This window comes from Streptomyces sp. JNUCC 63, from assembly GCF_054366325.1.
Map to the genome: position 1 here is coordinate 3260978 of NZ_CM135963.1, position 13814 is coordinate 3274791.

11 protein-coding genes and 1 pseudogene are annotated in these 13814 nt (G+C 71.5%); 7 read left to right on the forward strand and 5 right to left on the reverse strand.

Annotated elements, in window-relative coordinates:
* Window positions 1-64 precede the first annotated feature (64 nt).
* The 7 genes from ACX25U_RS14800 to ACX25U_RS14830 all read left to right on the forward strand — a co-directional run bounded on the left by ACX25U_RS14800 (window position 65) and on the right by ACX25U_RS14830 (window position 8556).
* Complete coding sequence (locus ACX25U_RS14800; protein WP_454392295.1) at window positions 65-1288, forward strand: sensor histidine kinase; 1224 nt, start codon at window positions 65-67, stop codon at window positions 1286-1288.
* Window positions 1289-1424: 136 nt separating this feature from the next.
* A complete protein-coding gene (locus ACX25U_RS14805) occupies window positions 1425-2792 on the forward strand; it encodes a sensor histidine kinase (RefSeq protein WP_454392297.1) in 1368 nt (455 codons plus the stop codon).
* Window positions 2793-3051: 259 nt separating this feature from the next.
* Window positions 3052-3723 carry a LuxR C-terminal-related transcriptional regulator gene (locus ACX25U_RS14810; RefSeq protein ID WP_454392299.1) on the forward strand — a complete coding sequence of 224 codons (672 nt, stop codon included), beginning with the start codon at window positions 3052-3054 and terminating at the stop codon, window positions 3721-3723.
* Window positions 3724-3880: 157 nt separating this feature from the next.
* A complete protein-coding gene (locus ACX25U_RS14815; protein WP_454392301.1) occupies window positions 3881-5809 on the forward strand; it encodes a 2-oxoacid:acceptor oxidoreductase subunit alpha in 1929 nt (642 codons plus the stop codon).
* On the forward strand, window positions 5802-6881 hold the full coding sequence (locus tag ACX25U_RS14820; protein WP_454392303.1) for a 2-oxoacid:ferredoxin oxidoreductase subunit beta: 1080 nt from the start codon (window positions 5802-5804) through the stop codon (window positions 6879-6881). Before ACX25U_RS14815 ends, ACX25U_RS14820 begins: the two co-directional genes overlap by 8 nt.
* 125 nt (window positions 6882-7006) lie before the next feature.
* Window positions 7007-7981 (forward strand): EamA family transporter RarD, encoded by a 975-nt coding sequence (gene rarD / locus ACX25U_RS14825; protein WP_454392305.1) that lies wholly within the window; start codon window positions 7007-7009, stop codon window positions 7979-7981.
* Between the two features lie 95 nt (window positions 7982-8076).
* On the forward strand, window positions 8077-8556 hold the full coding sequence (locus ACX25U_RS14830; protein WP_454392307.1) for a VOC family protein: 480 nt from the start codon (window positions 8077-8079) through the stop codon (window positions 8554-8556).
* 16 nt (window positions 8557-8572) lie between these two features.
* Here the strand turns inward: ACX25U_RS14830 and ACX25U_RS14835 are convergent.
* From ACX25U_RS14835 to ACX25U_RS14855, 5 genes and pseudogenes are all read right to left on the reverse strand, one after another.
* Window positions 8573-9127: pseudogene (locus tag ACX25U_RS14835) on the reverse strand (tetratricopeptide repeat protein); the annotation flags it as partial.
* Between the two features lie 162 nt (window positions 9128-9289).
* Entirely contained in the window at window positions 9290-10162 is an 873-nt protein-coding gene (locus tag ACX25U_RS14840) for an ABC transporter permease (RefSeq protein WP_454392309.1), read from the reverse strand.
* Complete coding sequence (locus tag ACX25U_RS14845) at window positions 10149-11093, reverse strand: ABC transporter ATP-binding protein (protein ID WP_454392311.1); 945 nt, start codon at window positions 11091-11093, stop codon at window positions 10149-10151. The genes ACX25U_RS14840 and ACX25U_RS14845 overlap by 14 nt, the downstream gene beginning before the upstream one ends.
* A 46-nt stretch (window positions 11094-11139) precedes the next feature.
* A complete protein-coding gene (locus ACX25U_RS14850; RefSeq protein ID WP_454392313.1) occupies window positions 11140-12375 on the reverse strand; it encodes a LolA family protein in 1236 nt (411 codons plus the stop codon).
* Between the two features lie 297 nt (window positions 12376-12672).
* Entirely contained in the window at window positions 12673-13683 is a 1011-nt protein-coding gene (locus tag ACX25U_RS14855; protein ID WP_454392315.1) for a polyprenyl synthetase family protein, read from the reverse strand.
* Window positions 13684-13814: the final 131 nt, after the last annotated feature.

A 13814-nucleotide genomic window follows, 5' to 3' on the forward strand; every position in this document is an offset into this window, starting at 1 on the left:
CCCCGCAGGGCAGGGCGGCCGACCTCATGGCGCGAACGCCCCGCCGCACGGCACGCTGACCCGTATGACCGCACGCATCTCCACCGCCGATCCGGCGGCAGCCGACGCCGAGGACCGTCTGCCCCCGGTTCGTCTCGCCTACGACCTGCCCACCTGGAAGGAGATCACGCATCTCCTGGGGAACCTGCCGGTGTCGCTGTTCGGCTTCGTCTACGTGGTGTCGGTGCTGTTCACCGGCGCCACGCTGACACTGACCGTGATCGGCTTCCCGCTGCTGGCGGCCGGGCTGATGGGCTCGCGGCAGCTGGGCAGGCTGGAGCGGGCGCGGGCCAGGGCGCTGCTCGGCGTGCGGATCGATGAGCCGAGCCCGCTGCCGCTGCACCGTACGAAGGGGCTGTTCAACCGGCTGTGGCTGGTGCTGAAGGACCCGGTGGGCTGGCGCACGGTCCTGTACGACTTCATACGGCTGCCCTGGGGTGTGCTGACCTTCTCGGTCACGCTGGTCTCGCTGTTCGTGCTGTGGCCGGTGCTGCCGTTCCTCGCGCGGGGCATGGCGAACGTGGACCGGGCGATGGTGCGCGCCCTGCTCTCGCCCTCCGACGAGCTGGAGCGGCGGATCGCCGAACTGGAGTCCGACCGCGGGGTCGTGGTCGACACGGCCGCCGCGGACCTGCGGCGCATCGAGCGGGACCTGCACGACGGCGCGCAGGCCCGGCTGGTCAACCTGGCCATGGGTCTCGGCCTGGCCAAGGAGAAGCTGCTGGAGGGTCAGGCCGACGAACACGTCGCCGCGATGGTCGAGGAGGCGCACGGCGAGGTGAAGCTCGCGCTGCAGGAGCTGCGCGATCTGGCCCGCGGCATCCATCCCGCCGTACTGACCGACCGCGGCCTGGACGCGGCCCTGTCCGCGGTCGCCTCGCGCTGCACCGTGCCGGTCAAGGTGACGGCCGGCCTGGACGCGCGGCCGGCCCCGGCCATCGAGGGCATCGCCTACTTCACCGTCTCCGAGCTGCTGCAGAACGTCAGCAAGCACAGTGGGGCACGGTCCTCCTCCGTCGACGTGTGGCGGGTCGAGGACCGGCTGCTGATCCAGGTGTGGGACGACGGCCGCGGCGGCGCCCGGCTGGACGGCGGGACGGGGATGCGCGGTCTGGCCGAGCGGCTGGACGCGGTCGACGGCCTGTTCGTCGTCGACTCGCCGCCGGGCGGCCCGACGACGGTCACGGCGGAGCTGCCGTGGCGGGACCGCACCGACGGCCCCGGCGCGGACGCCCCCGGCAGGGGGTAGGGAAAACCCCCCGCCCAGGACGCCGACGCGCTCCATGGCCCCGCTCCCCGCAACCGAGCAGGCTGGAAGTACGGCGGGACAGCCGCAGGAAGCAAGCCGCAGGAAGCAGCAGAACGAGGGGAACGGGACGACGCCGATGGCCACCCAGTACGGATCGCGCTACGGACAGGGCTACGGGCCCTACAGCGGGGACGGGCTCCACGACGACGGCACCGGCCGGCGGAGGCACCTGCTGCCGGCGGGACTGCGGGCGCCGTTCGAGGCGCGCAGCTGGCGCGAGTTCGGGTACGTGCTGCTGAGCCTGCCGATCGGCATCATGCTCTTCACGTACGCCGTCACGATGGTGTCGCTGGGCGCGGGCATGCTGGTGACGTTCTTCGGTGTCCCGGTGCTGGCGGCGGCGCTGGCCGGCTGCCGCCTGTTCGGCGTGCTGGAGCGGGCGCGGGCGCGCGGTCTGCTCGGCCTGGAGGTGGCCGAGCCGGAGCCGCTGCGGATGAAGGAGCCGGGCGTCCTGGCCTGGACGGGGATCCTGCTGAAGAGCGGCGCCTCCTGGCGGGCCCTGCTCTACGCCGTGCTGCAGTTCCCGTGGGCGGTGTTCTCCTTCTCGGTCGCGCTGACCTTCTGGACGCTGGGCTGGGGGCTGCTGACGTACCCGCTGTGGTTCTGGGTCTTCCCGATGTGGGCCGGCCAGGGCGGCATCCAGCTCTACGGCGACGGGCATCACGGCATCTACCTCGACAACCCGTTCGAGATCACGGTGACCGCGCTGGTGGGGCTGCTGTTCACGCTGGCCACGCCGTGGATCGTGCGGGCGCTGACGATGGTGGACCGGGTGCTGGTGCACGGGCTGCTCGGGCCGTCGCGGCTGTCGGCGCGGGTGGTGGAGCTGGAGTCGGACCGGGGTGTCGTGGTCGACACGGCCGCCGCCGACCTGCGGCGTATCGAGCGGGACCTGCACGACGGCGCGCAGGCCCGGCTGGTGGCGCTGGCGATGGACCTGGGGCTGGCCAAGGAGAAGCTGGCGGAGGACCCGCGGGCGGCGGCGCGGATGGTGGACGAGGCGCACGGCGAGGTGAAGACCGCGCTGCAGGAGCTGCGGGACCTGGCCCGCGGCATCCACCCCGCCGTACTGACCGACCGCGGCCTGGACGCGGCCCTGTCCGCGGTCGCCTCGCGCTGCACCGTGCCGGTACGGGTGGAGGTGGACCTGTCGGAGCGGCCGGCGCCGGCGATCGAGGGCATCGCCTACTTCACCGTCTCCGAGCTGCTGCAGAACATCAGCAAGCACAGCGGGGCGCGGTCCGCCTCCGTCGACGTGTGGCGGGCCGAGGACCGGTTGATGCTGCAGGTCGTGGACGACGGGGTCGGCGGCGTGGACGTGTCCAAGGGGTCGGGCCTGGCGGGGCTGGCCGAGCGGCTGGACGCGGTGGACGGGATCCTGGTCGTCGACTCGCCGGCCGGCGGGCCCACACGGGTGACGGCGGAGCTGCCCTGGCGGCGCTGAGCGCACCGTGGATCCAGATCTTTTGATGTGCGGCCTGCCGGCCGCGGCCGCCCGGCCGTGGTCGGCAGGCCGTGGTCGGCAGGCCGTGGTCGGCAGGCCGTGGTCGGCAGGCCGTGGTCGGCAGGCCGAAACGTGTGGTCAACCGCGTAGTCACCTCCCTCACTTCCCGTGGCCCGGGCGCGGCAGGGTTCGAATGCTGGAATGCTGGACCATGTCGTATGCAACGACCGCTGAGCGAGGCTGTGGGGGGCCGAGGATTGTGGAGGACAGGGTGCGGGTGGTCATCGCCGAGGATTCAGTGCTGCTCAGGGAGGGCCTGACCCGGCTGCTGACCGACCGCGGGCACGAGGTCGTGGCGGGTGTCGGCGACGCCGAGGCGCTGATCAAGACCATCACGGAGCTGCACGACCAGTCGGCGCTGCCCGACGTCGTCGTGGCGGACGTACGGATGCCGCCGACGCACACCGACGAGGGGGTGCGGGCCGCCGTCCAGTTGCGCAAGGCACACCCGGAGCTGGGGATGCTGGTGCTGTCGCAGTACGTGGAGGAGCGGTACGCCACCGAGCTGCTGGCCGGTTCCAGCCGCGGGGTGGGTTATCTGCTCAAGGACCGGGTGGCCGATGTCCGGGAGTTCGTGGACGCGGTGGTGCGGGTCGCCGAGGGCGGTACGGCCCTGGACCCGGAGGTGGTCGCCCAGCTGCTCGGGCGCAGCCGCAAGCAGGACGTGCTGGCCGGGCTCACCCCGCGGGAGCGGGAGGTGCTGGGCCTGATGGCCGAAGGACGGACGAACTCGGCGATCGCCCGGCAGCTGGTGGTGAGCGACGGCGCGGTCGAGAAGCACGTCAGCAACATCTTCCTGAAGCTCGGACTGTCCCAGAGCGACGGGGATCACCGGCGTGTTCTGGCCGTGCTCACCTATCTGAACTCATGATCGTCCGACACTGTGACGGGCGGATCGAGCCGTCTCAGCGTTGCGTCCAACATGCGAACGGTCCAGGGAAGGCGCCCCTGACCGACGTAGGGTTGAAACCGGGAAGGTCTTCGGGAAGGCCGCTCCCACACAGCCGCCTCGAGGGAGGTCCAGTTCAGTGACCAGCCAGGTCAGCAGTCCAGCGGAGCAGGCCGACGGAGCCGTCGTGGGAGAGCAGCGCAGGGCGGCCGGGACGAAGGACGTCCGCCGTCTGGACCGGGTGATCATCCGGTTCGCGGGTGACTCGGGTGACGGTATGCAGCTGACGGGTGACCGTTTCACGTCGGAGACGGCGTCGTTCGGCAACGACCTGTCGACCCTGCCGAACTTCCCGGCCGAGATCCGGGCCCCCGCGGGGACCCTGCCGGGGGTGTCCTCCTTCCAGCTGCACTTCGCCGACCACGACATCCTCACCCCGGGCGACGCGCCGAATGTGCTGGTGGCGATGAACCCGGCCGCGCTGAAGGCGAACATCGGCGATCTGCCGCGCGGCGCGGAGATCATCGTCAACACCGACGAGTTCACCAAGCGCGCGATGGCCAAGGTCGGCTACGACGCCTCCCCGCTTCAGGACGGCTCGCTGGACGGCTACAGCCTGCACCCGGTGCCGCTGACCACGCTGACGGTGGAGGCGTTGAAGGAGTTCGACCTGTCCCGCAAGGAGGCCGAGCGCAGCAAGAACATGTTCGCGCTGGGCCTGCTGTCCTGGATGTACCACCGGCCCACCGAGGGCACCGAGAAGTTCCTGAGGAAGAAGTTCGGCAGGAAGCCGGAGATCGCGGCCGCGAACATCGCCGCCTTCCGGGCGGGCTGGAACTTCGGCGAGACCACGGAGGACTTCGCGGTCTCCTACGAGGTCGCCCCGGCCGCCAAGGCCTTCCCCGTGGGCACCTACCGGAACATCTCCGGCAACCTGGCCCTGGCCTACGGCCTGATCGCCGCCTCCCGCCAGGCGGACCTGCCGCTGTTCCTGGGCTCGTACCCGATCACCCCGGCCTCGGACATCCTGCACGAGCTGTCCAAGCACAAGAACTTCGGCGTGCGGACCTTCCAGGCCGAGGACGAGATCGCCGGCATCGGCGCCGCGCTGGGCGCGGCCTTCGGCGGCTCCCTGGCGGTGACCACCACCTCCGGCCCCGGTGTGGCGCTGAAGTCGGAGACCATCGGCCTGGCGGTGTCCCTGGAGCTGCCGCTGCTGATCGTCGACATCCAGCGCGGCGGACCGTCCACCGGCCTGCCCACCAAGACCGAGCAGGCCGACCTGCTGCAGGCGATGTACGGCCGCAACGGCGAGGCCCCGGTCCCGGTGGTCGCCCCCCGCACCCCGGCCGACTGCTTCGACGCCGCCCTGGACGCGGCCCGGATCGCGCTGACGTACCGCACGCCGGTGATGCTCCTGTCGGACGGCTACCTGGCCAACGGCTCCGAGCCGTGGCGCATCCCCGAGCCGGACGAACTGCCTGACCTCACCGTGCAGTTCGCCCGCGGCCCCAACCACACCCTGGCCGACGGCACCGAGGTGTTCTGGCCCTACAAGCGGGACGCGCAGACGCTGGCCCGGCCGTGGGCGATCCCGGGCACGCCGGGCCTGGAGCACCGCATCGGCGGCATCGAGAAGCAGGACGGCACGGGCAACATCTCCTACGACCCCGCCAACCACGACTTCATGGTCCGAACCCGGCAGGCCAAGGTCGACGGCATCGAGGTGGCGGACGTGGAGGTCGACGACCCCCACGGGGCACGCACCCTGGTGCTCGGCTGGGGCTCCACGTACGGCCCGATCACGGCGGCCGTACGGCGGCTGCGCGCGGCCGGGGAAGCGATCGCGCAGGCCCACCTGCGCCACCTCAACCCCTTCCCGAAGAACCTCGGCGCGGTCCTGAAGCGTTACGACAAGGTGGTGATCCCCGAGATGAACCTCGGGCAGCTCGCCACGCTGGTGCGGGCGAAGTACCTGGTGGACGCGCACTCGTACAACCAGGTCAACGGCATGCCGTTCAAGGCCGAACAGCTCGCCACGGCTCTGAAGGAGGCCATCGATGGCTGAGACGTCCACGGAAGGCAGGGGCACCCTCGAGGCGCTCTCCCTGGTGCCGAAGGCCGAGGCCAGGCAGTCCATGAAGGACTTCAAGTCCGACCAGGAAGTGCGCTGGTGCCCCGGCTGCGGCGACTACGCGATCCTCGCGGCCGTCCAGGGCTTCATGCCGGAACTGGGAGTGGCCAGGGAGAACATCGTCTTCGTCTCCGGCATCGGCTGCTCGAGCCGCTTCCCGTACTACATGAACACCTACGGGATGCACTCCATCCACGGCCGCGCCCCCGCCATCGCCACCGGCCTGGCCACCTCGCGGCGCGATCTGAGCGTGTGGGTGGTCACCGGTGACGGCGACGCGCTGTCGATCGGCGGCAACCACCTGATCCACGCACTGCGCCGCAACGTCAACCTCAAGATCCTGCTGTTCAACAACCGGATCTACGGCCTGACCAAGGGCCAGTACTCCCCGACCTCCGAGGTCGGCAAGATCACCAAGTCGACGCCGATGGGCTCCCTCGACGCGCCCTTCAACCCGGTCTCGCTGGCGATCGGCGCCGAGGCGTCCTTCGTGGCGCGCACCATCGACTCCGACCGCAAGCACCTGACCGAGGTGCTGCGCCAGGCCGCCGCCCATCCCGGCACCGCGCTGATCGAGATCTACCAGAACTGCAACATCTTCAACGACGGCGCCTTCGACGCCCTCAAGGACCGCCAGCAGGCCCAGGAGGCCCTGATCCGCCTGGAGCACGGGCAGCCGATTCGCTTCGGCGCCAACGGCGAGCGCGGTGTCGTCCGCGACCCGGCCACCGGCGACCTGACCACCGTCGACGTCACCGAGGAGAACGCCTCCGGCATCCTCGTCCACGACGCCCACGCGGCCTCGCCGACCACGGCCTTCGCGCTGTCCCGGCTCGCCGACCCCGACACCCTGCACCACACCCCCATCGGCGTGTTCCGCTCCGTCGACCGCCCGGTGTACGACACCGCGATGGCCGACCAGCTGGACACCGCCATCGAACAGCGCGGCAAGGGAGACCTGGCCGCCCTGCTCGCCGGCGGCGACACCTGGACCGTCGTCGGCTGAACACGCCGGCTCCCGCCGAGTACACCGGGCACCCCCGCCTGTCATGACCGTATTGCGGTACGGGTATGACAGGCGGGGGTGCCCGGCGTTACCTTCATGCGTGCCGCGCGGCACGCGGCCAGGGCATGAAGGAGGATCTCTTGAGCGAGAAGCCGAGGGGTGAACGGCGCACAGGACTGCTGAACGGCATCGCCGCCTACGGGATGTGGGGGGTCGTCCCCCTCTTCTGGCCTCTGCTCAAACCCGCCGGGGCGGTGGAGATCCTCGCCCAGCGCATGGTGTGGTCCCTCGCCTTCGTCGCCGTCGCGCTGCTCGTCGTACGCCGCTGGGCCTGGGCCGGCGAACTGCTGCGGCAGCCGCGCAGGCTGGGCCTCGTCGCGGTCGCCGCCGCGGCGATCACCGTCAACTGGGGCGTCTACATCTGGTCCGTGAACAGCGGGCACGTCGTCGAGGCCTCCCTCGGCTACTTCATCAACCCTCTGGTCACCATCGCGATGGGCGTGCTGCTCCTCAAGGAACGGCTGCGGCCCGTGCAGTGGGCGGCGGTCGGCGTCGGCGCCGCCGCCGTCGCGGTGCTCGCCGTCGGCTACGGCCGCCCGCCGTGGGTCTCCCTGTGCCTGGCCTTCTCCTTCGCCACCTACGGCCTGGTGAAGAAGAAGGTCAACCTCGGCGGCATCGAGTCGCTGGCCGCGGAGACCGCCGTCCAGTTCCTGCCCGCCCTCACCTATCTGCTGTGGCTGAGCGCACAGGGCCGTTCCACCTTCGCCGCCGAGGGCGCCGGGCACGCCGCGCTGCTCGCCTCCACGGGCATCGTCACCGCCCTGCCCCTGGTCTGCTTCGGCGCGGCCGCGATACGGGTGCCGCTGTCCACGCTGGGCCTGCTGCAGTACCTGGCTCCGGTCTTCCAGTTCCTGCTGGGCGTCGTCTACTTCCACGAGTCCATGCCGGCCGAGCGCTGGGCCGGGTTCGCCCTGGTCTGGCTGGCCCTGACACTGCTGACCTGGGACGGGCTGCGCGCGGCCCGACGGGCGGCACTGCTCAGGGCCCGGATCGGGGCACCCAGGGCGGCGGTGGCCGACGCCGATCCGGTGGACGCGTAGACATCGCCGCGAGGCCCGGGTCCGGGTGCCGGACCCGGTGAGCCGGGGGACGAGAAGCGGCTGAGCCGCCGGTCGTCAGTCGCTATAAGTGGTACATGACACAGACGTCCGCGGCCTCCGCGCCCGCCCCGCTGCACTGGAAGCTCGTCATCGACGCCACCGACCCGCACGCGCAGGCCGACTTCTGGGCCGCCGCGCTGCACTACGAGGTGGAGGACAACAGCGGGTTCGTCGAGCGGCTGCTGGAGTTCGGGGCGCTGCCCGGCGAGGCCACCGTCGAGTTCCACGGCCGCCCGGCCTTCCGGGACCTGATCGCCGTACGGCACCCCGACGACCCGTACGACACCGAGCGCGGCACCGGGCTGGGCAGGCGGCTGCTGTTCCAGCGGGTGCCGGAGGGCAAGTCCGGCAAGAACCGGCTCCACCTCGACCTGCATCCCGGCGAGGGCCGGCGCGCGGACGAGGTGGAGCGGCTGAAGGGGCTCGGCGCGAGCGTGCTGCGGCACGTGAAGGAGCCGGCCGGGGAGTGGGTGGTGATGGCGGACCCGGAGGGCAACGAGTTCTGCGTGGCGTAGGGATCCTGGGCCCGGGTCAGATGCTGGGCGTCGGGGGTGTCGTGTTGCGGGCTCGCTCGGCGAGGCGGACCATGCGGGCGCGGGCGGAGTGCAGTTGTTCGATGTCGGCGGCGGCAGGACCGTCCTCGGTGGTGAGTTCGGTCCACAGGTCGATCAGGTCGCGGCCGAGCCGCAGGCCCAGTTCGGGGTCGCGGACCGCGCGCCAGGCGGTGGCCGCGCTCTGGATGCCGCCGTAGGCGGCCCCCGCGTCGCGGTTGCGGCGGTGGATGCGGGCGAGGCCGAGGGAGAGGCGGAAGGAGCGGAGCGGATCGCCTGCCAAGTAGGCGATGTAGGCGGTCAGTTCGCGCAGGCGCAGCACCTCGGGGTGGTCCGGGCCGAGTGTGCCGGAGGCCTGCGCGACGGTGCGTTCCACCAGGGTCGCCGCCTCGTCGATACGGCCCTCCCTCACGGCCTCGTTGATCCGCGCCAGGGGCTCGGCGAGCAGGACCGCGCCCGCCTCGCCGGTCGCTGCCCTGGGATCCTCGCCGAGCACGGCTTCGGCCACGGCGTCGAAACCGCGGGCGGGGACGGGCTCGCGGCTCAGTCGAGACATCGGCTCCCTCACTCGGGTGAATGCCATCCGATCGGACGCATACTGTCGAGTCTCGCCGCCCGCCTGCCCCGCCCACGTCACCGCGACGTCACAGACTCGCACCAGGAAACCGGTGGCCGACGCCGTCACCGGGGCCGGTCCCTAGGCGGTGATGTCCTTCGTCGTGAACCGTGCCCAGGCCGCCGTGCCGAACACCGTCGCGTACAGGGCCTGCAGCTGGACGTTCTTCACCAGGCCGTCCCAGTAGACCGGCTCGCGCATGAGGTCGGCGAACGACAGCCAGTGGTGGGAGAAGAGATACGGCTGGATCGCGTGGAGCTGGGGGATCTGGTCCAGGATCTGGACGGTGATCAGCAGGCCCACGGTCGTGGCCATCGCCGCGATGCCGCTGTTGGTCAGCGTCGAGACGAACAGGCCGAGGGCGGCGAGGCCGGTCAGGGACGCGGCGACGACGAGGGCGATCAGCAGCGCCCGGCCCAGACCCTCGGCGAAGCCGATCTGCGTGCCGGAGATGGTCGTCAGGTCGCCGAGCGGGAAGAGCAGCGCGCCCACGGTGAGCGCCGAGACGGCGACCACGAGCGTGGCGACCAGGCAGAACGCCATCGTCGTGGCGTACTTGGCCAGCAGCAGGCGGGTGCGGCCGGCCGGGGCGACCAGCAGATAGCGCAGGGTGCCCGCGTTCGCCTCCCCGGCGATCGCGTCGCCCGCGATCACGCCGACGGCCATCGGCAGGAAGAACGGCAGGGTGGCGGCCAGCGCGGTGAAGACCAGGAACAGTCCGTTGTTGGTGATCTGCGCGATGAACGCCGGGCCTTCGCCGCCTCCTCGGCCGACCGGTGAACCGTTCCTCGTCTCGATTCTGACGGCCGCCCCGACCAGGACCGGTACGGCGGCCAGCACGCCCAGCAGGGCCAGGGTGCGCCAGCGCCGGAAGGTGGTGGCCAGCTCGCTGCGCAGCAGCCCGAAGGTCCACAGCGGGCTCGGGGTGCGTACGGCGGCCTCAGCCCGCGACATCGAATCCCTCCCCCGTGAGCGCCACGAACGCGTCCTCCAGCGAGGCCCGTTCGAGCCCGAGGCCACGCACGCGGACGCCCGCCGTCACCAGCGCGGCGTTCACCTCGGCGAGGTCGCGCTCCGGCGGGTCGCCGGTCACCCGGTCCTCGTCGACGACGACGTCGCCGACGCCCTGTTCCTTCAGCACCCGGGCCGCCTCCCCGGTGTCCGGCGTGGTCACCACCAGCCGGCCGCGCGCACCGGCGGCCAGCTCGGCCACCGCGCCCTGGGTGACCAGCCGGCCCTGGGCCATGACGGCCGCGTGGGTGCACACCTGCTCGATCTCGTCCAGCAGGTGGGAGGAGAGGAAGACGGTCGTGCCGTCGGAGGCCAGCTCCCGGATCAGGGAGCGGATCTCGCGCATGCCCTGGGGGTCCAGGCCGTTGGTGGGCTCGTCCAGGACGAGCAGCCTGCGCGGCTGGAGCAGGGCCGCGGCGAGGCCCAGACGCTGCTTCATGCCCAGGGAGTACGCCTTGGCCTTCTTGCCCGCGGCCGCCGTCAGGCCCACCCGGTCCAGGGCTGCCGCGACCCGGGCACGCCGGGTGCGGGGGTCGGCGGTCGGGTCGGCGGCGTCGTAGCGCAGCAGGTTGTCCCGGCCGGTCAGGTAGCCGTACAGGGCCGGGCCCTCGATGAGCGCGCCGACCCGGGGCAGCACGGCGCGCGAGGACCGGGGCATGGCGTGCCCCAGTACGCGCGCCGTGCCGGCGGTGGGCTCGATGAGCCCCATCAGCATGCGGATGGTGGTGGTCTTGCCCGAGCCGTTCGGACCGAGGAAGCCGAAGACGCTGCCCGCCGGGACGGTCAGGTCGAGACCGTCGACGGCGAGCTGCCCACCGCGGTAGCGCTTGGTGAGCCCGCGGGTGTGGATGACGCCGTCATCCCCTTCGTCCATCGGCTCCCTCGTTCCGTCGTGCCCGTCGCCTGCTCACCGCGCGGCGTCACTGCCCGGTGTTCGCCGCCTTCACCAGCGCGTCCTTGGTGACGGCACCGACGTAGACCTTGCCGTCGTCCGTCATCAGGGCGTTGATCAGGCGGGTGGAGAAGACCGTGCCCTTGCCGAACTCGCCGGAGACGCGGTCGCCGAGCGAGCCGAGGAAGCCGCTCAGGTCGCCGTTGCCGGAGGACGACGGGATGCCGCCCTTGGCGCCGGAGTCGAACACGGCGACGGAGTTCCAGCCCCTGCCGAGGACCGTGGGGCCGCCGCTCTTGGCGAGGTCCTTCTGCGCCGGGCCGGAGTCCCGGAAGTGCGCACCCGGCCCGGCGTCCTTGCCGGTGCCCTTTCCGGCGTCCTTCTCCTCGGTGACCTTCGCCCCCTTGGGCGGGGTGAAGTCGAACGTGGAGGCGGCCGGCTTGGCGAAGCTGATCCGGGTGAAGCCCGCGTCCACGACGGCGGCACCGCCGCTCGCCGGGGTGAGCGTGAACTTCAGCGGCAGCCCGGTCTTGGCGTCCACCGCGATGCTGATCGCGCCGACCGTCGTGCCGGAGGCGTGCTTCGGCTTGACGACCAGCCGGTAGGCGTCGCGGCCGGCGACCTGCGCGGTGCCGTCGACGGTCACCGAGGTGGTGTCGTCGACCGACTTCAGGGCCTGGTCGGCGAAGTCCTTGGGCGTGGCGGGCACGTCGCTCTTGTCGTCCCTGTGCTTCTTGCCGCTGTCGGCCGCCGTGCCGTGGAAGACCTCGTTCGACTTGCTGTCGTAGCCCCAGACGTCCCTGCCGTTGTGGATGAGGCTGTACTCGGCCGCGCTCTCGATCAGCGAGACCTTCTGCCGGTCCTGGCCGTCGGTCGCGACGCGCAGGGTGTGCGTGCCGGAGACCAGTTCGGTCAGTTTGGACGTCGGGTCGGCCGACGAACCCTCACCGCCCTTGCCGGCGCCCGAGATCAGGCCGCTCTCCAGGCCGCCGAGGTCGGGCAGGCCCAGGTCGGTGCTGATCTTGACCGTGCCGGACAGCTGCTGGACGTCCGACCGGGCGATTTTCTCTATGAGTTGCTGCGCGGTTATCTTCGGCAGGTCGGGGTTGCCGGAGTCGGCGAGTGCCGGGACGAGCCCGATGGTCGCCGCCGCCACCCCCACCACCGCGACCGGGACGACGTAGCGCGCGGCCCTGCGCCGTCCCGAGTGCAGACCGTCGGCCTCCCCGGCGCCCATGCTGTCGTCGGATTCGTACGGTGCCATGTGTGCCCTACCTCCGTCGTCGGCGGCGGCTGTCCTTCGCACTGGGTCCACCCCGAGCCGCCATTCTCACCCGAATCGGTGAGCAGTGGTGTTGTCCGTGGATTCCATCTGACCAAATCGGCCACGAGGAGGCGTCAACCCCCGGAGCCAACTCGTGTACTCCTGCGGTATGACACGAAAAGGGCGACGCCTCCGTCACCCCGTAAGGGTCGGGGTGGGGAGCGCCACCCGAATGGAGCAGTTGGAGCTCTGACAGGCCCCGTGGCCCGAAACCGGCTCGATCCGCCGGACAGGGCACTAGCCGGCCCGGTGCACCACCGCGTCGCACAGGTCCGTCAGCGCGGCCTTCGCGCCGCACTCGCGCAGCGGAGCCAGCGCGGCCCGCGCCTCCTCTGCGTAGCGCACGGTGTCCCGGCGGGCCTGTTCCAGCGCCGGGTGCGTGCGCAGCGCCGCCAGTGCCTCGGCGTGCCGCGTGTCGTCGCTCAGGTCGGAGTCCAGCAGCTCGCACAGGGCGACGTCCTCGGCCAGCCCCATCCGGGCCGCGCGCTCGCGCAGCCGCAGCACCGGCAGCGTGGCGATGCCCTCCCGCAGATCCGTGCCGGGCGTCTTGCCGGACTCGTGCGAGTCGGAGGCGATGTCCAGGACGTCGTCCGCGAGCTGGAAGGCGACGCCCAGCCGCTCGCCGTACTGCGTCAGCACGTCCACGACCGTCTCGTCGGCACCGGACATCATCGCGCCGAACCGGCACGACACCGCCACCAGCGACCCGGTCTTGCCGCCCAGCACGTCCAGGTAGTGGTCGACCGGGTCCCGGCCCTCCTGCGGGCCCGCCGTCTCCAGGATCTGCCCGGTGACCAGCCGCTCGAACGCCAGGGCCTGCACCCGGACCGCCTCCGGTCCGAGGTCGGCGAGGATCTGCGAGGCCCGGGCGAACAGGAAGTCGCCGGTCAGGACGGCGACGGAGTTGCCCCAGCGGGTGTTCGCGCTGGCCACGCCGCGGCGCACCGCGGCCTCGTCCATCACGTCGTCGTGGTACAGCGTCGCCAGGTGGGTCAGCTCCACGACCACGGCCGACGGCACGATCCCCGGCGCGTACGGGTCGCCGAACTGGGCCGCGAGCATCACGAGCAGTGGCCGGAACCGCTTTCCGCCTGCCCTGACGAGGTGCTGAGCGGCCTCCGTGATGAACGGGACCTCGCTCTTGGTGGCCTCGAGCAGCCCTTCCTCGACAGCCGCCATCCCGGCCTGGACATCGGCTTCGAGAGCCTGGTCCCGCACGTTCAGCCCGAACGGCCCGACGACGGTCACGAGGGGTCTCCTGTCTGCTGGTGTCAGCTGGCGGTCACACGGTTTGTCGATAGGTCGCTGCCATCACTCAAGTCAGCGTATCCGGTCAAGTTTCGATCACCGATAGCGCCCACCGATACGGGCCGGGCGGC